We start from the raw sequence: 23,248 nt of genomic DNA, 5'->3' as shown, positions 1-23,248 counted from the left end.
TGTCTTTAACTCCTTTAACTCCTTTAACTTCTTTAACTCCTTTAACTTCTTTAACTCCTTTAACTTCTTTAACTTCCCTTTCCTGCGAACCAACGGTCACTGGCCGAAGGGAAAAGTAAAGTTGAGTAGTTATATTGAAAGAAAGGTGCAGTGAGTCACTGCACCTCCTAAAGAGAATTGATGATGAGATTGTTGGCGTTGTCAACGACAGAGGTGTCCAATGAGGAGAGATATATCTGTGTGGTTTTCTCGGAGTCATGTCCCAATGCCTCGCTGATAGTGGAAATGGGCACATTCTTGCTCTTGGCTATGCTTGCCCAGGAGTGGCGGGCAACATAGGTGGTCAGCGGTATGGACAGGCCTATAATTTCTCCGACTTTCTTCAACTGCTTGGTGATACGGCTATAGGCATTCTTGTACTGCCTCCAGAATAGGGTGCCCTCCCCTTTGGCGATAGGGAGAAGATAGGGAGAATCTTCTGTCTTGTACTTCTCTACAATCTCCTGCATGGCAGGTTCCCATTTGATGTGCAACTGTTGCGAGGTCTTCTGACGGCGGTAAGTGAGCGTACCGCCATGCAGATTGCTTGGTGTAAGTTGTGCCATGTCGATGAACGACATTCCACGGGTATAGAAACTGAACAGGAACATATCCCTTGCAAGTTCCATGCGTGGGGTCAGGCTCAAATCCAGATTTTTCAACTGCTTGATGATTTCCAAGGGAAGGGCACGCTTGACGGTCTTGTCGATGCCGGTATAGACGTGCTTGAACGGTGAGGAGGAGATGACCAATCCGTCGTCAATGGCATGGTTGTAGATGGTGCGTAGGTTACGGATGTAGAATGAAGTGGTGTTGCGGTACAGTCCGCTGTCTTTCAGCCACTGCTCATAGCCCTGTATCATCGTCCCGTCGATTTCTTCCAACGGCACATCGTCTCCTTTCAGGTAACGCTGAAGGCTGTTGAGCGTGGTGGTGTATCTTGCCACCATCCGCTTCTTGCCGATGCGTCTCAGTTTCTCGTTCAATTCCTGCGTGTAGCCGATGATACCATGTAATTCTTTCCCCTCATGGAAGTTGCCAACGACAGTATCTGCTGTATATGACTGCCCTTCCTTGTCCAACCGTGCAATGACCAACTGCAGTTTCTTTCTGTCAGCATCTAGTGTGTCTTTTAAGGAAAGAAGATACGTTTGACGTTGAGGAGTGGCGGAAGACGGCAGGATGACGCTTGAATGAACTGCATCCCACTCTGAAGAATAGATTCTGTATTCTGTGTGGATTTGCCTTACCACACGGTTGTGGATGACCTGATAATACAGGCGGCCCTCTTTCTCCTGAACTGAGGAGGTCCTTAACTTTAATTTAATGGATGTCATGTTGCTGTATCATTAACTTAAATATTATTCTTTATTATATATAATATTTAAATAATGAAGAAAGGGAAGTTAAAGAAGTTAAGGAAGTTAAGGAAGTTAAGGAAGTTAAAGGAGAAGTTCCCTTGAGCGAAGCGAAAAAAGGACATTAAACTTGCAATCATACTCAAAAATCAAACTCGAAGGCCACAAAAAAAGCCCTTCCGATATGGAAGAGCTTGTAAAGAGGGTGGATGAGAAAATGTGGATGGCTATATGGTCAGGTACTTGCCGCGGGAGAAGTCTCGATGCTCATTCGAGAACACATAGCCCAATTGGTTGGACAGGCATTGGGTATTGCCTATCCTGACATCGATGTTGGTGTGTGGCGCGTGGGCGCACCACAGTATTGGTCATGGTGATGTCACAGGCTGCTCCGCCTATCACCACATAGTTTTCTGAGTATTCCGCAAATGCTTCACGGAACTTGACTAATCCTTCCATTTTTGTTCACTGATTATTCGTTCTACTTCTTTTTCCACTCTCGGATCATCATCCTCTCTCAACGAAAGGACAAGGGAAAGGCGGTCCACAAAATCCTCCTCCTTCTCTATGACCGGGGGATATTTCCACACTTCTATTTTGGTGTCACCATCCAGAATGTTCAGTGCGGGCAGTGCGCCAGCCTCTTTGGCTTTTCTGAACTCTGGATCATAGATGACCTTCGTCTGTATCCGTTCCGGATTGAGAGCCGAGTAATGCGACAGGGCGTTGATGCCTCCAACCACACCCTGAGCCACTTCTTCGTCAGCGTACCATACTGATTTGATAGGAGTCTGCATCAACGGTTCAGCCTCTTTCCAGAGTTGTTTGCCTTCTTTCTCAAAGTGTATACGCTTCGTCCCGTTGTTGCTTACCTCCACATCAATCAAATATGTGGCCTTTAATTGGCGGACTGCACGGCTGATGGCAAGATAGTTGTAGGGCAGCAACTTTCCCATGTCTGACAGGGTACAGCCTTCCAAACTCTTGCGCTGAAGATGATACAGCAGCAGGTATTGGGCGGCAGGTTGCAGCCGTTCCTTATTGATTGGCGCACTGTTCCGTGCATTGATGAGGAAGAACGGCAGAAAGACATACTTGCCGCTCACTACAAAATACACACCTTGCTCTATATACCTGTTCCGTTCGTATGAAGCCAGTTGATCGAACATCATCACGCATGGCTTCCCCAAAACCGCAGACAGGTTTGATGTCAGCTTCTTGCATTGTGCGGGCGTGTGGTGTACAGGCATTTTGCTTTCCAACACTACAAACGGGGCTCCCATATACTCTATGTCATAGAACGAAAACATCAGCAGTGCATCGGTAAACACACCTTTCAGTTCACTGCGATTCTTAAGCCGCATCGGAATAGTCTTGCCTGCTATAATTACTGCCTTGTTCATGTTTTAATCATATTTGCACGATTATCAATACCAATGAAAACAGTGCAAAGATAATGATAATAGATGAAAATCAGGCATGTTTTGACGAAAAAGTGCGGATTTGATATGAGATTTCAATGCATTTGAGCCATTTTTGCACCAAATGATGATGTTTTCGTCTTTATAATGTCATTCAGATGCCGTTCGTTTCTTCCTCATCAGATAGTCATTGACATCCTTGTAGTCGGCATATCTGATGGACTCGTCCGTCACACGGTACTCGAACATATTGGTGATGCTCTCAGCTGTCTTGCGTCCTGCCTGGTCGTTGACCTTCGGTCTTCTTCCTCCTTGCAATGCATAACCAAACAAGTTTTGGCTCTGCTCTTGCTTCGTTCGTCAGTTGTCGAGGAAGCAGTGGATGTGGGTGTTACGGTCAAGATACTATGTCTAATTGACCCAAAAAAATCCGAGTAACTGGATGAGTTACACGGATTTTATATTCTTGTTTATTTATCAAACTTACTTCACCTCCTCGAAATTAGCCACCACTGATTATCAGTGACCTACAGAGGCTTTGGTACAAATAAGGAACGCCATAAGCATCCTTAATGTTATTCCTTGGTGTTATATGTTACCACCAACTTTGGTATTTGTATTTTGGCATCTTTAATTGAGCTCCTTTTGACTTATTGCATTCCTCACATGTAAGCTGAATATTGCAAGGATCATTTGTTCCAAATTGACCCATTGGGGTATGGTTTGACGTTTAATGGTGCCATCTTCATTAAGACTATCTTTTGGCCATGGCAGATTATAATCCTTTTCTTCATCTTATCTGTAAAGCTTCTGGATGTTTACCTTTATTATATATCCAAACTATCCTCTTTTAGAAGGAAATCGAAGAGACCTATTGTCAGTATGCCTTCTTCATTTCGGCGTGGCATGATGTGGTCTTTCACAATGATAACCTTCTTGAAAGAGTCATTGATGTTTGTCAGTGAACGAGACTCCTGTATCTTTTACGATGCAAAGATAACGTTATTTATTCTACTACACAAGTTTTACATTAAAGAACTGCCAATCTTGACATTTTTTTAATGTACAAACAGATGGAGTGACCAAATTTTAGTTCCAAATTGAGGCAAACTCGTAACGTTTGGACAAACCTCATGAATGGTGAAATGCTGTTTAATTGCTAATAACAGAGACGGAATAATGCCATGCGAAAAGCACATAAAGTGATGATTCGGCTGCAAATTCGTTATAAAAGCAAAAAAAAGAAAGCCTTTATCATGGTTATTCCGAAAATTGTTAATACCTTTGCATTGAACTTAAATAAAATTACGATGGACGATTTGAATCGATTAAAGGTTGTGCTGGTTGAACAGAAGAAAACTGGCAAGTCTGATATCCAGTGGACAACGGGATATAATGGTGTTCTCAACCTTTGGGAATGAAATTCGACAATCCTGCAATTAGAAGCATGATAAAGCATCTATGGGAAGACTAAAATAGAGTATGAGAATAACAATAGCGCCATACTAAAATGTCTATTAATAATATCCGAATATGGAGACAAAAGAATTGATACCCAATCCCGAAGACCGCATCATTTGTGTAAAAGTAGGGAAAGTAAAAAGGGAGAATCTCTATGAGATGACCCGTAAGTATTGGAAGGTTAATATAAGCCGAGCAAGAAAGGCTACGCACGTTCTTGCCATTGTTAATGGAATTTTGGAAGAAGTCTATAATCCTGTAGATTGGAAATACACCGAAGACCCTAAACACATTGGAAGGTGTGAGTTTCTGGGAGTAGAAGACGAACATACAACATACATTGGAAAAGACGTAACAACCTTCTATGGCAAAAGCCAAAATCCTGTGAAGTACATAAATATGTGACAATATAAAACAGAACAAAACAAAACGTTATAAATATATGGCACTTACAATAGCAGAACTGAAGGAACTGATACAAGCTGACGAGCATCGTCAGTTGGAGTTGAAAAAGACCACGGGTGAACTGAAGGATGGCATGCATTCTGCTTGTGCCTTCTTGAATACAGAAGGTGGTTGGCTCATCTTCGGAGTCGCTCCCAAATCATTGAAGATTCAGGGCCAGCAGGTTACTGATAATACCCAACGGGAGATTGCCCAGGCTCTGAGTTACATGGAGCCACAGGTTGATGTGCGGGTAGAATATATTGATGTTCCTGATCGCCCAGACCATAAGGTGATAGCCATGCACTTTGACGGATGGGCGTGGGGAATGGTGCCTTATACTTATCACGGTTGTCCTTACTACAAGGTTGAGAGTACAACGAAGGAGATGCCGCGCGACATGTACGAAGAGCGGTTGCGAAGAAGTAGGCCGGACATGTTTGCATGGGAACGTCAGCCTTCGGACTTTACTGATATTGGTTCTTTGGACGAGAAACTGATACGCGGCGTTGTGCGTCTTGGTGTTGAAAGAGGTCGGTTGTCAGATCTGGCTCTTATTGAACCTATCGAAGATGTGTTGGGCAAATGGAAGTTGACCACAGGTGAAAGACCTCTGAATGCCGCAACGGCGCTCTTCACGAAAGATACTGGCATGTACACGCAGTTCACAATGCGTCTGGCTCGTTTCCAAGGTACTGACAAGAATGAGTTTATTGACAATCAGCGAGTGGAAGGGAACATATTCGTATTGCTCAACGAGGCAATGAACTTCTTCCGCAAACACTTGAATATGCACGGAAAGATTGTCGGACTGGTCCGTGATGAATATCTGGAGGTACCTGCCGAAGCTTTGCGTGAGGCGGTCTTGAATGCACTTTGTCATCGCCAGTACGAGCGGTATAACTTGACAATTGGCATCGCCATCTACGATGACCGTATCGAAATCGAGAATCCTGGCGTACTGCCCCCACAGATTACACCCGAAAACATTCGTCAACCTCATATATCATACCCATACAATCCTCTAATAGCTAATGTATTGTATAGTACAACCTATATTGAGAACTGGGGTTCAGGTGTGAAGCGCATCATGGAAGCTTGTCAAAAGAGAGGAGTAGCAGCACCTACTTGGAGTATCAATGGCGGTTTTGTTGTGGTAACATTCATTAGACCATCAAAGGGTAATACTCAAGGTGTCCCTCAAGATGTCCCTCAAGATGTCCCTCAAGATGTCCCTCAAGATAAAGAACTTGATGATTGGATAGAGAAACAAATCCGAAACAATCCTCAAATCTCGACAGAAGATTTGGCCAAATTGAGTAATCGAAGTTCAAAAACCATAAAACGCCACCTTGCCAAAATGCCACATATTCGTTATGTGGGTAGTGGCTATAGTGGTCATTGGGAGGTACTTGACAAAGAATAAAACCACCGTCGCGTAATGCGACAGTGGCTTCAACGTTTGTCTATACCAGACAAGACTCGATTAGCACTTCAACCATTGAAGGGTCATTTGCAAAATACACCAAAGTGAATATAGTGAGGCCGCATATAGGACACTTACGCACTATCTTATACTTTGATCCAGGCATACTAATATCTCTATGTTATTGTTACTAATTATCTTGCGCCCCATAGTTTCGCACATTATCTACTATAGTTTCGAGATACAAATGAGGTACAGATGTTTATAATATTAACGCAAAGTTAGCAATATTCTTGTGTGCAGCCCCCCAAAAAAAGGAAAGCGTGTAACTCACCAGAGCTACACGCTTTCCATTTGATTATATGTTCTTATTTCTATATGTGCTTACTTCACCTCCTCAAATCTAAACACTGCTGTGTATCAATGTATTATAAACATGCGTGAACGTTTTGGGAATCTATTAAAGGCAGTTAAGGCAAACAAAAATAGGGAGCGAAATAGCACAAGAATGCCAAATAATGCTAAAAAAGGTTATTTGAATACACCTTTTTGTGTATTATATAGCTATTATTTGACGAGAATTTTGTAATTTTGCACCCAACAAAGGTTGACGTCATAAACCTTTTAGTATAAATTCTTGCAAAAAAACATATATATGAAAAGTATAGAAGAAGTAATGAACGAATGGAATGCTTTGCTGCCCTTGTCTGAAAGAGACAGAGAGATGCTTAGCCGTCGATTCACTATTGATTTCAACTATAATAGTAACCACATTGAGGGTAATACGTTGACTTATGGACAGACAGAGATATTACTCCTGTTTGGAAAGATAGTTGGCGAGGCTGATGTTCGTGATGTTCACGAAATGACCGCCAGCAATGTTGGTCTGAAAATGATGAAGGAGGAGGCACTACTTAAAGAAACTCCTTTGACACAGCATTTTATTCGAACATTGCATAAAACCCTATTGCGAGAGGATTACACAGTGTATCGCACTCTGCCAGGAGGGGTTCAGACGAGCTACGTCATTCATGCAGGACAATATAAAACCCGTCCTAATTCTGTAATCACTCGTTATGGTGACCGATTTGAATACGCTACCCCCGAAGAAACTCCTGCATTGATGAGCGATTTGATCGATTGGTACAACGATGCAGAAAGATCGGGAAAGTTCTCTCCAATAGAGCTTGCCGCGATATTCCACTATCGATACATCCGTATTCATCCATTTGAAGACGGCAACGGACGTATAGCTCGATTGATGGTCAATTACATACTCACTCGCCATGATTACCCTATGATTGTGGTGCGTAGCCGTAAGCAAAAAGAGTATTTAGAGGCATTGCATCGTACAGACCTTACTGTCGGAGCTGCCCCGTCACTTGGCGCACATGCCTCAAAGCGTGACATTCAGCAGTTTCTTACTTACTTTACGAACCTTTTTATTGACGAGGTGTCATATGACATACAGTTCTTGACTGAGCGTGGAGATAATGTATGGTGGTTTGATGGCGAACGCGTGAAATTCCGTAGTGCGACCACCAGCATAATACTGAATCGCATGTATGAGCAGCCGAATAGCACTATACCTCAATTGGCAGAGGCTGCCGGTATCAGTCTTACTGCAGTAAACAAACAGTTACGATTGCTCACAGAAAAAGGCTATATTGCTCGTACAGAGAAAGACAATTCTTGGAGGCTAATTATCACCCCATCAGTATAAATAAGAGTGACAAAAACTAACACAAAGAAAAATCCGTGTAACTGGATGAGTTACACGGATTTTATATATTTGTTTATTGTTTATTTATCAAACTTACTTCACCTCCTCAAATTTAATACATATTGAATAACAGATAGTTATAATAATCCGTTCCAAATACGAATACTTTGGTATATATGTAATCTGAGAGAGGCTGCAATTCAATCTAGATAGACTGGAGTCTTATTGTGGCTCATTCTATATGGGCACAATAGAAATCCTGTCTTTTGTTATGTCATATATTTTATGTTTTAATTTAACAACTATGTGATTCACTCATAATATAATAACGAATAAAACTCGGATTTATTGTGTTCCTTTTATATTTTATTTCTCGTTTTGAAATCAAATAATCGCCATTCATTAGGTCTTGTGTGCAATATGATGAAAAAAGAAGACAACCATAACAGTAGCCTTCTTCTTTTGTTCTGATTAGTCATTTACAATGCTGAACTCATGGAACGAATAGTAACAATCGGGATCGTCCTCTTCATGCTCTTCTACATAGTCAGAGAGAGCCTTGTCGATAGCCGTAACGTTTGCCTCTACATCATGTCCGACAATCTCCTTTACATACTTTGCAGCTTCCTCCAGGGTCTCGAAGTATTCAGATTCCTCAAAACCGTCGAGATAATAGCGATCTTTGAAGTAGATGCCCTCAGAGTCGTTAGTGTTGAATATCTCACATCCGCTTTCCTCCTCGATATAGTAGATCTTCATACCGGGGAAACATGACTCAATGAAGTGTCTTGTCTCTGCCATTTCAGCCCAAGCCGTCTCTGTGTTGAGTGTAAGTACGTCATCCTCCAGTTCATAGAAGGTTATAGTACCACGGCAATACACCTTGTCAGGATTACCGCCAAGGGCTTTAACCAAACATCCTAACCAGAGTTTCGGATCATACCAGCCATTCTTTACGAGTGGAGTCTTTCTGCCACCAAGTCGTTTAATGGTCTTGAATAGTTTGGTGACATCTTTCTTGTTCTCAGATACCACCTTGTAAGTTGTAAAACATGTGTTGCTCATATTATTCAATTCTTTTAGTGCGTTGAAATACAAGTTTACTCAGATATGGGTTCTCACGATGAATCATGTTGCGAGCGGCTTCTTGGTTTTTCGCTTCCACCCATATTACAATAGGTTTTGTTGCTCCCTGACTATATGCAAGGAAATACCATAGGATTCTCATAGTTCTATACCATTTGCCTGTGCTGAGTTTATGATTACCTGGCACACATTCAACTGCTCAACATCGGAAAGTTCTGATATTTCAACCTCAAATCCTTCGCCCACATCCATCATCAGACCTTTATCGGAATCATAATAGAAGTCCTCGACGGCATTCTTGTTCTTAACCATTTCGTCACCATTCCAGCAATAGGTAGTGACGGTAGGATAGCATGGAACTGAATAGAAATCCTCCTGTCCTGCACCTTCATTGAACTTCTTGATGATTGCAGTAGCCTTATCGATGACCTCCTGTAATTCTGGAACATCCTCTAATTCAAAAGCCTCTCTGTTGTCATATTCAAGGTCAAATTCGTCATTAGGGATTTCGATTTGGTCAGCCTTTTCAATAGCCTCTTCTTTTGAATTGGCTAATACAGTTACGTCTGCGGTAGCATAGTAATTGTAGTGGATAACAAATTTCTTCATATTTGTAATTGTTGTTTAAGCCCAATCATTCAGGAACCACACCTCAATATCATAGTTTACTGTATAGCCCTGAGTCTGAAAGGGGATTTGTAATTCTTGTTTTATTCTCTCTTTAGCCTCTTCCTTAGTCAGTCCACCAAATTCATCAAGTGGAATGCAATGGTGTTCTGCTATGGATTCAACGGCTTCTTCTTTGCTTGTGTAGATTCCTTTGCATTCTCTGTTGTTAAGCGAGTGCCAAGCATCGGTCTCGTACACAGGATAAATGTAAGTATCGGTCATATCATTTTAAGGAAATAGGTGAGGTGATTGAAGTTCGAGGATATACTTGAAGTGGTAATCATCTTAAATCCCACTCCATACTTGCCACGATACTTTTCAAGGTTCCAATGCTTCCTTGTTGACTTTCCCTTTCCTACTGCTGTATGATGGGGAAAGAAGTTGTGATGAAGAAGTTGCTTGATTTTGGCTCTTTGCTCTTCACTGAATATCCGAGCATGAGCAACAGATGACGGACGCAAAGTATGTATTATGCATCCGTCTTGAATGAAAATATTATTCTCCATTGTTAATGTCATAGCGTTGCAGAAGGATTTTTACTTGCTGGGCTGTGAACTGACCTCCACGGCTTGTTGTAAATCCTTCTTGGTTTAATACTCTTGCCATTTCAGATAAGTTGGTTGTATTCTTTACCAACACTCTAAGCATGGCTACAGCTCTTTTGTTGTTAGGGTTGGAGTCTGCTTTTGCCTTAATTGTCTTTCTACTATTGGCTATTGCTTTCTCCTGGTTCTCTTTGAAATTCTCAGGTTTACCCAAAGACTCACCTCTTGCACGTTTAGCATCAAGGGCTTGTTTTGTTCTCGTCCTTATGAGATTAGCTTCATACTCCGATATGCTGGAAATTATATGAAGGACTAGTCGATTTGCTTCTGGAAAGTCACAGAATTTGATTTCTACGTCTGATTCAAGTAAGCGTGATGTGAATGCGACATTACGACTGAGCCTATCCAGTTTTGCCACGATAAGAGTTGCTTTCTCTTTGCGACACATCTTTAGGGCTTCTTGGAGTTTTGGACGGTCGTTGTGCCTTCCACTCTCCACCTCTACGAAAGATGCTATAGGTTCAACATCCTTCAAGTAGTTTCTGATGATTTCTTTTTGAGCATCGAGACCTAAACCTGATACTCCTTGTACCCTTGTTGAGACACGAAGGTACTCTACGAATTTTTGTTCTTCCATGCCATTTCAAATAAATCGAACGGACGTTGAGTATTCTTTAAGCCGTTCGATAGGATAGAAAAAAGGGAAATACACGAAATTTTAGACTCTGTGAAAATCTTGTTTTTCGCATATCTCCCTATTCTGAGAAATTCATATTCTGCTACACTGCCATTTTATGTGTAAGTCCGCAAATATGACAAATGTAATCGTAGCGTGATGTCCCGTATTTGATATTCGCATCAATCACAGGAACCAAGTTGTCAAGGAAAAGAGAATTGTAGGTAATCTCGTTTTCCTCATTATCTGGCTTTATGGTCAGTTTGAAGGAATTGGTGATATTCACATACTGTATCAAAACCAGTGCTTTCAGTTTACCAAGGTAGAAGGATGTACCATTCTTGATGACCTTGATACTGTTCAAATCAGGAAGCCAACCGAAGAAATGTCTGTATCTCTGTAGTGGTTCCCAGATTTGCTTTGCTATACGCTCATTGTTTTGTTCTTCCATTTTATGAATTGATTAAGAAGTTAAGTATTTTGGCATCGTAATCACCAACCTTATCATTCTCGACGGTTGTATCTATTACGTCTGCCAGGTTATCGTTATATACATCTTCGACTCTCTTATGTAGGCTACCATCTTCATTGTAGAAAGCAACCTCAAATAAGTCAGCACCCTCTATGAATACAACTCTTACGTTACCAGTAAATAAGAATCCTTGAACGTGAAATTCAAGAGCATCCTCAGTACACTCGAAACTGTCAGGGTCAACTCCCCAGGACATAGGGAGCGAAGGATCAGTTATAAGGAGAGACCAAATAAACTGAGCCATCTTGGTTGTAAGTTTATTCACTTTCCAGAATAAGTTTAATGTTAGAAACTTGCTGTCTGGTAGGAGCTGAGAATACGATATAAGCGTCATCGTCCTCTACTCCAGTCCATACAACTTCATCTATCTCGCCGCCGTTATCTATGATTAACGACTTGTAATGCTGAATATCTCCATCGTGTTCAGCATCAATCATAAAGAATGTGCCTCTAGCCATAGTACTCTTTCATATAACAGCTTTCACATAGGGAGCCATAATCATTAATATCTGATCGGCTCATAGGTTTACCACAATACTCACAGTGCGCTACAGTCTCGTGATGAACATAGTTAGCCACTTCTAATAGTGATGCACCTCGATAAGATACAGTGACATTACCTTTCTTCATGTTTGTTGTCTTTACCATTTTCTTTATGGGAATTAAGAAAGCAGATGTATTCCTCCAGTTGTCGCTCGTCTAAAAGTTCAACCAGGAAATGCACCTGCTCTTCAAGTTGTTTTACTCGTTCTTCCATGATAGTTTATGTAGGTATCTCCATTCACCACTAACTTGTAGGAACATCCATCTTCGGGAATGTGTGTCTTTTCAAATATAACTGACCACACACCACCTTCTTTCGGATTACTCGGTTCCGTATCACATAGCATATCTGCCATTGCCTGAGAACCGAAAATCATAAGTATCGCCTTGTTTCTGGTTCTACGCTCCAGAGACTTCCAATACTTCTTTGTCATCTTACGCTTTGTCTTTGCCATTGTTATTCAATGTTTTCAAATCCAATAAATGTTGTTACGGTAAAGTCTTCTCCAGGGCCTTCGGTGGTTAGTCCGATTAAGCCCTGAAGAGAATTACAGTAGAATAGGATGTCTTCGTCATGGATAGCGTCCACGCCATCAATAGCGATAGCTTCAGTGTTATCGCTTTCTTCTTGATCTGACTTCCAGCGTACCTTTACATAGGCTACATTAGGATTATAGCCATGTTCACGGATGTACTCGGAGTGTGCCTGAGTCATTTCTTCGATTATGCTCATTCCAGTACCTCCTTAACTTGATCAAAGTAACACCAGTGACCATTATCTACATCTATAATGCCATGATGCTTGCTAACGTCTGCGGATTTAACCGAACGACCTTCTTTCTCACCTTGTCGGCAAATCTGAATATCTTCGACTATGCCAGTTAAGATTTCGCCGCCAAATAGTGAATGGCGAATCTTATCTCCAATCTTTACTTTCATGCTGCGCCCTCCTTTAATCTGTCCGCATAGTGGATCTTTACATAAGCGGTCAAGATAGCACGAATTACCCTTGCCCTGTCTGCTCGATCATAGTTAGCAGGTACTTTATGCTCATAGCCATTACGGAATGACTCTTCAAGATGACCCAGGCACTGCTCTTCATAGCGATTGTCGAGGAAATCACGGAGTTTATATGAAACATCCGTATCTGTATCGTCGCCCTGAATATAAACAGAGAGATATACTTCGTCCTTCTTCCAGTTGTAGATATTAGTTACCTTGCTATTCCAGTCGTTAGTTGCTCCAGACAAGTAAAGAGTCTTGAACTTGCATCGTGTCTTATTGCTATCACCTACACCTGCCTCCTTGATGATTCTGAGGATGGTCTTATAAGTGATTGCTAACAGTTCGCCCTGTTGGAGATTTTTGACAACCTCCAATTTCTTCTTTGGGGCGGTTCTTGTAAATATAAAATCGTTGATATTCATAATTGTTTGATTTTTTATTTTTTGATGAAATACTCTATAGAGGAATGACATAGAATGTAGTATTCTTTAGTCACACCACATTTGTTCTCGTATGGATTGTAAAAGTCAAGCATCAGACTCTCGTACAACTGAGGTAAATGCTTCTTAACTTTAGCCACAAGCCATTTATAGGAGATAGGTTTAATCCCCTTCATGCGTTCCTTCCATTGATCCAGGGATAGGTCAGCACAACAACACTCATACACCATAGGTTAGATATATGGGAGGTATGATTCTTCTAAAGCACCAGAGTCAACTATCTTCTGGGCTGCGTCATGCGCTCCTTTGTTTCTGAGGTCATAACCATATTCGGGAGAAGCGAATTGTTTGATAGACTCCAGAACTATACGGAAATATATCTGCTGTAGTGTGCGATGGTAACACATAACAGCGTGAACGAATTTAACTGGATCGAAGCCCATAGCATTGAGTTTATTTTCTAACTCTTCGGCTGCTTTCCATTCATTCGAGGTTTTGAGTTTTTCTAATTCAAGCGTTGTCATTGTTTTCTTGCTTTGAGGTTAATAACTGCGAACTTCTGACGTATCTCATGAATGCCATCAGCAAATTCGATGAACTGCTCAAAATTCATTGTTGTGCCGTAGGATTTAATCTCGAAAGTGCCTCCATCGGCTGTGTTGAGAGAAAGGGTAAGATCGCTGTTCTCCTTCTCATCGGTAGTGATTGTGATTTCGTACTTCATTGTTGTAGAAGAAATGAAAAGCCAGGGAATACACACATTATTATTTATAATAGGTATTCCCCAGCCTTGGTTATTGATGCTGAGTTGATTAAGCTGTCAGGATTTTCAATGAACCTGCCACATTAGACTTCTTGATGAAATCGTCATAAGGGAGATCAGGATATTTTTTCTTGAATGCCGCAAGGTCAAAACTGCTACGAGTTGTCTCTGCGGTTCGTGAGAATGTAATGCCGTCACCCTTCCAATTATCAACGTCCAAGAAGAGCATGGTTTCGAGGATTTCCTTCTTGATGTGAGTAAGTTCTTCCTCAGCCTCCTTCTTAGTCTGAATGAGTTTGATGATACGCTTGCACTTCTTCTCAACCTCCTTTGGCAGTTCATACGGATTGTTGAACTGTTCGCCATTACGATCAGCTTCAAGAAGAGCCTTACAGATGTCTGATGGAATACGCTCAATAGGTACGAGTTCTGCTATGTGATTGATAGAGCCGTCCTTCTTGGTCTTATTGCAAAGATGGATTACAAATAGTTCTTTAACCTTTGCACCCTTGTTCTGCAATTCAAACATATAGGCATAGCATGAAAGCTGATACCTTGCTTTGGTCATCTGTGCTTTGGTCAACTTAGCGTTAGAATATGTTTTGAGATCAAGTAGTCCAAAATCTTCTTGGCTAAGCCTTGTAACGATGTCGATATTGCTTGAATAAAAGCATGAATCGTAGTCATCATTAGAAAGGTCTGTAACATTGTACTCAGAAGCCTCAATGTTCATGTCTGCTGTGAGATTTCGGAAGTCCTCAGTCTCAACTGTTCCATCATGTTCAAAGTCATTTATGAGTCTTTCGATTGACTTGTGTACTGATGTTCCGTATTCACCTGCCCTTTTAATAAGATACTCAGGACAACCATCATACTCGTGTCCTGCCACTTGTCTTTGGATTGCAGATGTTATTCCGCACAACTGCTTCTTCTCGCCATTAGGGAGTGTAAGCCAGTATTCGTGTTCTTCCTCCTTGAAGAGAACACCACTAGAAACGAGTTCTATTCTTTTTTCCATTGTTATAAAATGAATTGTGGCAGGATGACCATATAGTTATTTTGATATAGTCATCCCACCAAGTGAATAATTAGATTGCTTGCAGAGCCTTTTTTCTGGTGGTCAAAAGGTTCTTAACATCAGGGGTCGCTTCGATGACGGCTGTGTTGTCGAGGTAAAGACTAATCAAAGCCTGAACATCTGTTGTTGCATTGATCTGAGCCTTCAGAGCGGCATTTGGATCTACAGAAGCCTGGGGTTGTGGCTGAGCCTGTGCAGGACGATTGTTGTTGTACTGCTGACGTGGCTGTGCTTGCTGTCTCTGATAGCCACCGTTGTTCTTCTGCTGATAACCGTTGTTGGTAGTCTGCTGTACCTGTGGTTCTCCATCCTCGTTGATGTGGTCAAAACCATTGTAGATGTAGAGACCTAAACCATGTCGGGCTATTGCTCTTACCATACTTCTCTGAATTGAGGAGTTCACATCGAATGTAGTAGCAGCTTCAACACGCTTTTCAACGTACTGCTTGTTCTGCTTATCATATACCTGAACTGTATAAGGTACAGACTTCATCGCACGATTAGCATAGTCCATGACAGGAAGCCAATCTTCGTAGGTAATACCATCTGCCTCGACAGAAGTGTGAACCATAAGCCCCATTTCAGACTCAAATACAGGGAGTCCATTGTTAGGGTTGGTAAAAATCTTGTAGGTAGCGGAAGGATAGAACTGTTTCATCAGTTTCCATGCCTGTGACCATGACAAATAGGTCAGATTCGACTTCTTTTCAGTTTCCTCAGAGAGGTCAGCTGAATACATAGCCTCGAACATTAAAGATCGACGCTCATCTGCTGTTGCATCAGCAGGGATTACTGGTTTTGTGAATTTACACATTGCTGTAAAAATTAAATTTGTGAATAAATAAGGTTGATACAAACAAAAAGGATGGGCTACCACTCAAATGTTTATCGTATTGAATAACATTATTTTGTGATAACCCATCCAGGGAACCATTCCTTTGCTTTCCAGAGCCGAGTTGAATGGTATTAGTTGAGGAACCAGTCGTAGCCGTCGGTATCTTCACCGTTAATGGCTTTCTGTATTCCAATAGCGAAATCTGTTGCTTGCTGATTGCGGTCGATGAATCGGTCTATATAAGCCGACTGCTTGACTGCTTCATTTGTGTTCTGCATAAGATTCCAGCATGTGTATGGCTCTCCGTCCTTCATACCGAAGTTAGGGTCTGCCACATAGTTCTTCACCATTGCATTCACAGCTTGATCGCCGATAGTGAATGTTGGATGAAGCTTCTGTTCTGCAACTGGCAAGTTCTGCAATAAACGCAGTCTGCCGACGATGTTACAGAATTGAGTCTCTGTGATAGGAGTAGTTTGTAAGTTCTCCAAGAGACGCAAAGTATCTTCCTTGTGAGGATTGAAAGCGGTAAAGAGTTCCAAAGACTTCTGCATAATATCTGCTTCTGTCATACACTCAATAGTTCCGCTGTTGCCGTCACAGGTCAACATTAAATTACTACATACCTTCACGCGATAGCCAACAAAAATATGAAACTTCTGTGGACTCTGACGGTTGTAGAGCTTGTCTTCTGACAGACTTCTTACGCCTCCTATAACAAGGTGTACTGTCTGTCCATTGATTTCACGAGTGATATTCTTGACTCGACAGCACCAAGCCATACGCTGGTAGAATACTGTCTTCTCTTCGTCAAGAAGTTCGTTCGCTTTCTTGTGCTGAGCCGATGGTATGCGTCCGATAATTGGATGCGAAACTCGGATCTCAACAGGTGTAAGTTCTCCGAATACTTGTTCAGCCATCTTACCCACTGCACCAATAAAGTTCTGGTGCGACAGAGTAAGAGTGTTGTCGCTGAACGTTGGTATTACGTTCTTTGTGGTCAGTTCCTCAAGCGTGATTGCTTGAGTGTTAGACTCGATGAAGTTAGGATGATTGTCGCCCCAATCTTCATCTTCTACTTCGATAACTTCTGCATCAATGACTTCAATGTCATCAACGCCAAGAGTAATCTCAGATACAATCTTACCTTCTAAAGGCTCGATTGTCATTGTTGATTTGTTTGCCATTTGAATTTGCAATATTTGTGGTGTTGCCACCTGGTTAATAATGTGAATTGTCATAAACGAAAACCCAATCACGCTACTATCTTTGATTGTTGTATTGTAGGTGATTGGGCTGTAATCTGAAGGCATAGTGTGTAGTATGAAGCCTCTGTAATTCTATGCACTATACAAAGTCCATTACCTTGTTGTTGCCTTTGAAATAACCAAGTATTCATGTTGGTAGATAATTGTAAGTTTCCATTTTATATGCCTGTCCTGCATACAGAGAATGTCTGTAATGCAGCAGCACATATTCTTCACTTTCTCTCTGTGTGAGGATAGGATATAGGAAGAATTACGTTTTCTGCTAAACATTTAATAGCGGTCATATTCAATGCTTCATCAAGGTTATAAACCTGTGTGCTTGAATTGTATAAAGTCTTCAATGCATCTATAGTAGTAATGCCTTGTAGATTTGTTTGTATGTTGATCCGACCGAATGAATCAGCCGGTATTAAAAGAAATTGTATGAGTGTTAGCTTTATGAAAAGGACAATGATTGCGTCCTCTTGAGGCATTGATGAACTTGTCCTGCTAACGGAAGGTAAGTTCGCCTCGGTTTGTGATTTGTTGTTTGTGTTTGATTGTTGGGAGAATATGTGCTGCCACTTCTGAGCAGCCATAATACTGCTCCCATGTATATTGTTTTGAATGATTATTTGCTGTGTCATAGTTGTAAAATTTATAAGTTATTGTTTTTCTTACTTATAAGGCATACAGATATGTCTTATACGGTCTCCAGAAACAAAGAAAAACAGCCCATTTCTGAGCCGTTTTCCATATAATAATCGACAATATCAGATAGAGAAATACAGTCGATCCTGATAAGAGGAGCGACATTATATCTCTCCACAGATAGAGTCGTTGTATTCTCCATCTTTCTTATCTCATAAGTTTTTGAAGAGCCGTTGATCGCTTCTACAGCTTTCTCTTGCCCTTCGCCGCTATTCAGACTTTCACTGGTGGAACATAAGTCCAGAAACTACTTGTAAGAATGGCGACCTTCCAATGATGCTGGCTCCTCTTCGGAAATTCCAACCATCACCAGGTAAAATATAATTAGATAAATTGTTGTTTACCCCTCGTATTTCAGAGGGGATTTTTGTGTCATGTATAAGGTTGCAAGATGCTTCTCAAACCAGAGAAAATTATAGCCAAAAATACACTTCCAGATGTCGTTTTTGCCATTTTTATCTTAAAAAAACATAAATCTTGCAGGTGTAAGCCTCCGAAATTTTCTGGTTTACAAAAGATTTTGTAAATTTGTGTCGCCGTTTGGAGGCTCCTGCTAAAAACAGGGGAATAGCCAGGCGGTCAAGAAGGCGTTATCTGTCTTATTCCTAACTTGCAAAAAGTCTGGAAAACTTCGTGGGGAATACTCCACATCGCATAGGGAGAATAAGAACAGCATTGCGCCCCTCTTGTGTACGAATGAACATGGTACAGCCCCACTGTGCCTTTTAATTCACATAGTACACTGGATGGGGTTGTAGTTACTGTTCATTCCCTAAAGGTTATTTTTTCCAGACTTATCCTGCAAGAAGGTGGACTCTAACGAAGCTCCATCCTTTTTGTATATATAAACTAACTGCTGAGTTTTTGTGGAGTTGTCGGCTTGATTAATATTGGCAATTCAATCGTATATAATTATGCCTATTTTCCGAGTAACTGTTATAACAACCAAAATATGTTGTGGTCAAAGGATAGACAAAGGTCTATCCGTTGATGTTCAGACATATACCTATGCCAATCCTATTTTTTCTCCAGAGAAAGAAAAGGTGGCACAAGCATTTCTTTTTCAAAGGGGTGTTGATCTAAAAAAAATGAATGCCCTCAACGGCGGATTCTTAAAAGCAACAAGAATTGGATAAATATGAAACTTGAAGAACTTATACATCCAGAGGATGCCAGTACATTAAAGACTCTAAAGAGCATTCCTGCACTACCCAAGATAATGGAGAAGGTGTTTCAATATGGTTATGATGAAATATCATGGAGTGAGAACGTAACAACAAATTTGCGTCTATCCGAAACACAAATGCCTGAGATATACAACCACCTCCCTCCAATTTGTGAACGCCTTGGCATTCCTGTGCCAGAACTATACCTCCAAATGAGCCCTATAGCGAACGCCTGGACTTCTGGTCATACCAAGACTTACATTGTTCTGACACTTGGATTGATACGAAGAGTTAAGGGCGAGGAACTTGATGCAGTATTGGCACATGAATGCGGTCATATACTTTGTCAACATGTTTTATATCAGACACTTGCCAATGCAGTGTTCTCGTTTGGCGATGCTATTGCCGATAGCCTTGTCGGTCTTGTTGGCAATGCAGCAATGAAACCGATAAGACATGCACTTATTGCATGGAGTAGAGCTTCTGAACTATCAGCTGACAGAGTGGCTTGTATGTTCACATCAGCAGAAACGCTTGCACGTGCATTAGTAAGAATCAGCATGATACCAAAGAACATTGTTGACATTATGGATATTCGGGCTTGGGCTGAACAAGGTAAGGATTATGAGGCTTTGAAAGATGGTACAGCATGGAATAAGATTGTACACTGGATGGCTAATTCTGATGTCGACCATCCATACGCTCCTGTCCGTGCTTACGAGGCATTGTTGTGGGAGAAAACAGATACTTGCAATCGCTTACGAACAGAAAGTGTACGTTTTGAAGCAATAGAAAAACATGATGTTGTTCAGCAAGGTTCCACTTTATTAGAAAAAGGAACTGAGGTCGCTACCACGGGAGCAAATGCAATTATGGAAAAAGGTGCAGAACTGTCGGCAAAGGGTAGTGCTCTTATGGATAAGGGACTAGAAATAACAAAGAATGTAAAGTTAGGATCGATTATACCAAAACTTAAAAAAAATAAAGGAATATGAATCAGATAATAAAGGAAGAGTGTCCATATTGTGAAAATTACGTCACAGGACAGATGCGAGATACCAATGCTCGAAAAGCGACACGTTGGGCAACAAAAAAAGGTATTACTAGTGGTATAGAACATATAGGCAACATCGGTAATGGTTTCATTGGTACTTGCGTTGCAAACGGAGTAAAAATCTTAGCAGGTGATAAACTTGACCAGGCAGGAAAATATGTTGAATCCCAAATGTTTGAAATTGGTGATTTTGATTTTTCGTGTCCTCATTGTCGACGTCATTGGGAACGCTCTATCCCTCATAATGTCGGAAATTTAACTTTAGGAATAGACCATGATTATGTCAAGTTTTTCTATAACAAAGAATTGAGAGGAAGGTTCACTTTGATAGTATTATCCATAATTGTTTCTGCTCTCAATCTTGGGCTTCTATATTTATGTTATAATTGGTGTTCTGGGTTATCATCGACAACAATGGAACACACCAATGGATTTTTTGGCTTGGGAGCAAAGGATTATGAGGCAGTGAACTATACATTCTATTTTGCATGGTTATTGTTCATTGGCGGTTTGGTTTCAAACTGGATATCGATCAGTTGGATCTCTGATAAATATACAGATTGGAAGACATTTAGGAATGAAGATTTTAAACAGTTCCGATTCAAGCTTCTCACAAATCAATGCTTCAACGAAAAGGACTACAATACATCAGGAATTGATGTTGCTCATCTTTGCATAGGATTATTAACATCCGTAATCGCAGCTGCATGTGGATCATATTGCTATTTTAATGATCTTAATACTTTTGTAAAATGTGAACCTACTATTTGGAATCTAGGTCAAGATACCAAGATGGAAACTGATTATCTTTGGTATTTTATGGCATTATTGGCATTTGTGTTCGGAATAATTGCAATAGTAAATTTTGCAAACATAACAAAAAATGATAATAAAACAAAATAGAATAAAATATTATGGCAGTTAATGGTTTAAAAAATGTAAGATGTCCATTTTGTTACAGTAGTAATGTCGAACAAGAAACAAGTAGTAAAATGGTTCATGCAGCAAAAGGTGTAGCGGCCTTTGGCGTTGCAGTTATAGGATCTTTCACTGTAGGTCATGGAATGGGAGGTAAAGCAATGAATGGTATGCTTGAAGAAGGAGCATACGACTTCGTTTGCAATCATTGTGGCAGACGGTTTGTTGTTGAATTTAAAAATAACACAGTAACAGACGTTCGAGCACATAGATAGATTTTTTGCTTTATTTTAGCAGGGAATACTTTCATAATAAGAAAGAAAGTGTCCTGTAGTGATAATATTTGTAGAGTATAATGCGTAGAGACGTTTTGTTTCAGTAACATAAATTATCACCATTAACATTTCCACGATCTGCTCGTTCTGTCTTACGACTTTAGAGCAGGTAGTGGAAATTTGTGACAGATTTACCTAAATTTTTATAAGAGTCAATACTTATAAGAAACATAATCATGATCAGAATTCTGAGTATATTGTTATGCTTGACTTTGTTGTCTTCTAACATCAAAGCACAGCAACTCACAGACCGTCAAGCATTATGCCTCAAGGGTCAAGTGAAGCGTGTTACCTATAGTGATGGAAACAGCATAGCCTTCAATCAGCAGGGTAAGGTCATTTCTGTCAAGAACAAGAAGGGTAAGTACGCAAAGAAGATAGTCCACAATAAGCAAGGTCTGATCAGTGTCGCTCTCTTCGATGATCAATATTACAGGTGGGAATTCAAATACCAAAATGGCAAGTTGACTTCTATCGACATGAACTATCTCTATTGGGATGAATCATATACTTACTGTGATTTTGCCCAAGGACTTCCATGGCTCATCAAATATGAGTCTTCTGGAGAGGGCATAACAAGTACAGTAAAAGCAAAAGTTCAGTATGGAGATCAGGACTCTCACGGAAACTGGTGCTGGCGACGCATGGTTGGGGATATGGTCGAAACTAACGAAAGTGAGGAAACTCGAAGAACGTTAGACTATGACGAATCCATAACAAGACAAATATTCTATTGGTAAAAAAATTAAAGGGCGACACTTCACATTGTGCCGTCCTTTTTCTTACCCATTGACCCTGACATATATGCCTTGGTCAGTCACATCAATGTCAATACTCTTTAGCCTCTTAATACCAGCCTTCTTTGCTTCTTCCATGTAGATGTGCTTAATCTCTTCCTCGTCCATCTTGTAACATTCTGATGGAAAGAAATTAGGCATTGGAGGAGCCGCTGCACCAAGGATGATGTCTGCAAGAGCCAAAGGTGCTTTTCGTGGATCATAGTTTTTTAGTATGAGTGGGTAATATACCTCAACTCCATAAGGGGTAAAGCTCATAGAGGTGTTAACATTATGACCACCCTTAGCAAGCAGGGCATCAATATCTTTCGTCAGAGCATCTGGAAGTGATGCAACTGGATAAACATTGTCTAAGTAATATAATTCCGTCATAATCTGTTGTTTTTGGTTTTGTTTGATGTTATAATAATCTTCTTGCCTTGACTGGAAGCATAAGAGATAAAGCCTCTGTACGCCTCAATTCTTGGTCTGTGTCGTGAAATAATCGCCAACAATTCTTTCAGCGATATTTCCAGTCTCTCAAATTCGCCTTTTTCAGCGATCAGGTCATTCAGTTCTTCGGCAAATGATTTCTTCACTGCCTTTCTTTCTTCTTTCAGGGGCGGTGTCGGGATGGTGCAAGGTTCAAGCGTAGTTGTAGGTTTTTCTACGCTGTCATACACCACATCTTGCCGCCCGGACATGAAACTGTTCCATAAGTTCTGTATTAAATCGTTCATGGTTATGTTTTCTATAATGCTAATGTTGGCTTTAATGGTAGTCTTCATATAGCACATCAGCCATCGGATTGAGCCGATGACCGATATGCAAATCCATAGCTGCTCGTGGAACAAAAGGACTACACCTTGTGTGTGTAGCTTTGCTAGTGAATGGTATGTAACACTTTTTTACTCTAAAACTATACTATTTCCTATATAATAGTACTTCGTTAGAGTAATTTTTTGTTATTTTTCACTAGCTAATATACTATCTGCAT

32 protein-coding genes and 1 pseudogene are annotated in these 23,248 nt (G+C 40.7%); 10 read left to right on the top strand and 23 right to left on the bottom strand.

Annotation, left to right across the window (positions count from 1 at the left end):
* Positions 1–167: 167 nt before the first annotated feature.
* A complete protein-coding gene (locus CIK99_RS14225) occupies positions 168–1,376 on the bottom strand; it encodes a site-specific integrase (RefSeq protein WP_094382161.1) in 1,209 nt (402 codons plus the stop codon).
* A gap of 230 nt (positions 1,377–1,606) precedes the next feature.
* Between CIK99_RS14225 and CIK99_RS15555 the strand changes: the two genes are divergently transcribed.
* Entirely contained in the window at positions 1,607–1,774 is a 168-nt protein-coding gene (locus CIK99_RS15555) for a hypothetical protein (protein WP_173805371.1), read from the top strand.
* A 69-nt stretch (positions 1,775–1,843) separates the two neighbouring features.
* On the opposite strand, the gene CIK99_RS14220 is transcribed toward CIK99_RS15555, so the two are convergent.
* The 3 genes and pseudogenes from CIK99_RS14220 to CIK99_RS16130 all read right to left on the bottom strand — a co-directional run.
* A complete protein-coding gene (locus tag CIK99_RS14220; protein ID WP_094382160.1) occupies positions 1,844–2,800 on the bottom strand; it encodes a hypothetical protein in 957 nt (318 codons plus the stop codon).
* Positions 2,801–2,968: 168 nt separating this feature from the next.
* A complete protein-coding gene (locus CIK99_RS15040) occupies positions 2,969–3,151 on the bottom strand; it encodes a toprim domain-containing protein (RefSeq protein ID WP_254047824.1) in 183 nt (60 codons plus the stop codon).
* Positions 3,152–3,645: 494 nt separating this feature from the next.
* Positions 3,646–3,801: pseudogene (locus CIK99_RS16130) on the bottom strand (ATP-binding protein); the annotation flags it as partial.
* A 201-nt stretch (positions 3,802–4,002) separates the two neighbouring features.
* Between CIK99_RS16130 and CIK99_RS15625 the strand changes: the two are divergent.
* From CIK99_RS15625 to CIK99_RS14195, 4 genes are all read left to right on the top strand, one after another.
* Positions 4,003–4,239, top strand: coding sequence for a hypothetical protein (locus tag CIK99_RS15625; RefSeq protein WP_216822813.1), 237 nt, complete (start codon positions 4,003–4,005; stop codon positions 4,237–4,239).
* A 112-nt stretch (positions 4,240–4,351) separates the two neighbouring features.
* Positions 4,352–4,684, top strand: coding sequence for a hypothetical protein (locus tag CIK99_RS14205; protein WP_094382159.1), 333 nt, complete (start codon positions 4,352–4,354; stop codon positions 4,682–4,684).
* A gap of 37 nt (positions 4,685–4,721) precedes the next feature.
* Positions 4,722–6,149, top strand: coding sequence for an ATP-binding protein (locus CIK99_RS14200; RefSeq protein WP_094382158.1), 1,428 nt, complete (start codon positions 4,722–4,724; stop codon positions 6,147–6,149).
* A gap of 655 nt (positions 6,150–6,804) precedes the next feature.
* Positions 6,805–7,872, top strand: coding sequence for a Fic family protein (locus tag CIK99_RS14195; protein WP_094382157.1), 1,068 nt, complete (start codon positions 6,805–6,807; stop codon positions 7,870–7,872).
* A gap of 471 nt (positions 7,873–8,343) precedes the next feature.
* Here CIK99_RS14195 and CIK99_RS14190 read toward each other — a convergent pair whose 3' ends face one another.
* From CIK99_RS14190 to CIK99_RS14105, 17 genes are all read right to left on the bottom strand, one after another.
* Entirely contained in the window at positions 8,344–8,937 is a 594-nt protein-coding gene (locus CIK99_RS14190) for a hypothetical protein (RefSeq protein WP_094382156.1), read from the bottom strand.
* A 159-nt stretch (positions 8,938–9,096) separates the two neighbouring features.
* On the bottom strand, positions 9,097–9,567 hold the full coding sequence (locus CIK99_RS14185; protein ID WP_094382155.1) for a hypothetical protein: 471 nt from the start codon (positions 9,565–9,567) through the stop codon (positions 9,097–9,099).
* A 15-nt stretch (positions 9,568–9,582) separates the two neighbouring features.
* Positions 9,583–9,849 (bottom strand): hypothetical protein, encoded by a 267-nt coding sequence (locus CIK99_RS14180; protein WP_094382154.1) that lies wholly within the window; start codon positions 9,847–9,849, stop codon positions 9,583–9,585.
* Entirely contained in the window at positions 9,846–10,133 is a 288-nt protein-coding gene (locus CIK99_RS14175) for a hypothetical protein (protein WP_094382153.1), read from the bottom strand. Before CIK99_RS14175 ends, CIK99_RS14180 begins: the two co-directional genes overlap by 4 nt.
* Entirely contained in the window at positions 10,123–10,809 is a 687-nt protein-coding gene (locus tag CIK99_RS14170; protein WP_094382152.1) for a recombinase family protein, read from the bottom strand. Before CIK99_RS14170 ends, CIK99_RS14175 begins: the two co-directional genes overlap by 11 nt.
* Positions 10,810–10,951: 142 nt before the next feature.
* Positions 10,952–11,299: a hypothetical protein gene (locus CIK99_RS14165; protein ID WP_094382151.1), complete on the bottom strand. Its 348-nt coding sequence runs from the start codon at positions 11,297–11,299 to the stop codon at positions 10,952–10,954.
* 1 nt (position 11,300) lies between these two features.
* Positions 11,301–11,624 carry a hypothetical protein gene (locus CIK99_RS14160; protein ID WP_094382150.1) on the bottom strand — a complete coding sequence of 108 codons (324 nt, stop codon included), beginning with the start codon at positions 11,622–11,624 and terminating at the stop codon, positions 11,301–11,303.
* A gap of 13 nt (positions 11,625–11,637) precedes the next feature.
* Positions 11,638–11,838: a hypothetical protein gene (locus tag CIK99_RS14155; RefSeq protein WP_094382149.1), complete on the bottom strand. Its 201-nt coding sequence runs from the start codon at positions 11,836–11,838 to the stop codon at positions 11,638–11,640.
* Between the two features lie 273 nt (positions 11,839–12,111).
* Positions 12,112–12,378, bottom strand: a complete 267-nt coding sequence (locus CIK99_RS14150) for a hypothetical protein (protein WP_094382148.1) — start codon at positions 12,376–12,378, stop codon at positions 12,112–12,114.
* Between the two features lie 2 nt (positions 12,379–12,380).
* A complete protein-coding gene (locus CIK99_RS14145; RefSeq protein WP_094382147.1) occupies positions 12,381–12,656 on the bottom strand; it encodes a hypothetical protein in 276 nt (91 codons plus the stop codon).
* The gene (locus CIK99_RS14140; RefSeq protein ID WP_094382146.1) at positions 12,653–12,862 is read right to left on the bottom strand and encodes a hypothetical protein; all 210 of its coding nucleotides are present in this window, start codon (positions 12,860–12,862) and stop codon (positions 12,653–12,655) included. The genes CIK99_RS14145 and CIK99_RS14140 overlap by 4 nt, the downstream gene beginning before the upstream one ends.
* Complete coding sequence (locus CIK99_RS14135; RefSeq protein ID WP_094382145.1) at positions 12,859–13,350, bottom strand: hypothetical protein; 492 nt, start codon at positions 13,348–13,350, stop codon at positions 12,859–12,861. Before CIK99_RS14135 ends, CIK99_RS14140 begins: the two co-directional genes overlap by 4 nt.
* A 251-nt stretch (positions 13,351–13,601) precedes the next feature.
* Positions 13,602–13,892 carry a hypothetical protein gene (locus tag CIK99_RS14125; protein WP_094382143.1) on the bottom strand — a complete coding sequence of 97 codons (291 nt, stop codon included), beginning with the start codon at positions 13,890–13,892 and terminating at the stop codon, positions 13,602–13,604.
* A complete protein-coding gene (locus tag CIK99_RS14120; RefSeq protein ID WP_094382142.1) occupies positions 13,889–14,092 on the bottom strand; it encodes a hypothetical protein in 204 nt (67 codons plus the stop codon). Before CIK99_RS14120 ends, CIK99_RS14125 begins: the two co-directional genes overlap by 4 nt.
* An 88-nt stretch (positions 14,093–14,180) precedes the next feature.
* On the bottom strand, positions 14,181–15,149 hold the full coding sequence (locus tag CIK99_RS14115) for a PD-(D/E)XK nuclease family protein (protein WP_094382141.1): 969 nt from the start codon (positions 15,147–15,149) through the stop codon (positions 14,181–14,183).
* A 70-nt stretch (positions 15,150–15,219) separates the two neighbouring features.
* Positions 15,220–16,023, bottom strand: a complete 804-nt coding sequence (locus CIK99_RS14110) for a DUF1071 domain-containing protein (RefSeq protein ID WP_094382140.1) — start codon at positions 16,021–16,023, stop codon at positions 15,220–15,222.
* A gap of 152 nt (positions 16,024–16,175) precedes the next feature.
* The gene (locus CIK99_RS14105; RefSeq protein ID WP_094382139.1) at positions 16,176–17,213 is read right to left on the bottom strand and encodes a DUF3871 family protein; all 1,038 of its coding nucleotides are present in this window, start codon (positions 17,211–17,213) and stop codon (positions 16,176–16,178) included.
* Positions 17,214–18,916: 1,703 nt separating this feature from the next.
* Between CIK99_RS14105 and CIK99_RS15620 the strand changes: the two genes are divergently transcribed.
* From CIK99_RS15620 to CIK99_RS14080, 5 genes are all read left to right on the top strand, one after another.
* Positions 18,917–19,138, top strand: coding sequence for a DUF6140 family protein (locus CIK99_RS15620; RefSeq protein WP_144008014.1), 222 nt, complete (start codon positions 18,917–18,919; stop codon positions 19,136–19,138).
* 2 nt (positions 19,139–19,140) lie between these two features.
* The gene (locus tag CIK99_RS14090; protein ID WP_094382136.1) at positions 19,141–20,163 is read left to right on the top strand and encodes a M48 family metallopeptidase; all 1,023 of its coding nucleotides are present in this window, start codon (positions 19,141–19,143) and stop codon (positions 20,161–20,163) included.
* Complete coding sequence (locus CIK99_RS14085) at positions 20,160–21,125, top strand: hypothetical protein (RefSeq protein ID WP_094382135.1); 966 nt, start codon at positions 20,160–20,162, stop codon at positions 21,123–21,125. Before CIK99_RS14090 ends, CIK99_RS14085 begins: the two co-directional genes overlap by 4 nt.
* Before the next feature lie 11 nt (positions 21,126–21,136).
* Positions 21,137–21,415, top strand: a complete 279-nt coding sequence (locus tag CIK99_RS15030; RefSeq protein WP_144008013.1) for a hypothetical protein — start codon at positions 21,137–21,139, stop codon at positions 21,413–21,415.
* A 236-nt stretch (positions 21,416–21,651) separates the two neighbouring features.
* A complete protein-coding gene (locus CIK99_RS14080; protein ID WP_094382134.1) occupies positions 21,652–22,215 on the top strand; it encodes a hypothetical protein in 564 nt (187 codons plus the stop codon).
* Positions 22,216–22,257: 42 nt separating this feature from the next.
* Here the strand turns inward: CIK99_RS14080 and CIK99_RS14075 are convergent, their stop codons facing one another.
* Both CIK99_RS14075 and CIK99_RS14070 read right to left on the bottom strand, forming a co-directional pair.
* Positions 22,258–22,644: a hypothetical protein gene (locus tag CIK99_RS14075; RefSeq protein WP_094382133.1), complete on the bottom strand. Its 387-nt coding sequence runs from the start codon at positions 22,642–22,644 to the stop codon at positions 22,258–22,260.
* On the bottom strand, positions 22,641–22,991 hold the full coding sequence (locus CIK99_RS14070; protein WP_144008012.1) for a hypothetical protein: 351 nt from the start codon (positions 22,989–22,991) through the stop codon (positions 22,641–22,643). Before CIK99_RS14070 ends, CIK99_RS14075 begins: the two co-directional genes overlap by 4 nt.
* Positions 22,992–23,248: the final 257 nt, after the last annotated feature.

Origin of the sequence: Prevotella sp. P5-92 (genome assembly GCF_002251245.1) — a bacterium.
Taxonomy (GTDB): domain Bacteria; phylum Bacteroidota; class Bacteroidia; order Bacteroidales; family Bacteroidaceae; genus Prevotella.
This window is presented reverse-complemented; position numbering and strand designations above follow the sequence as displayed.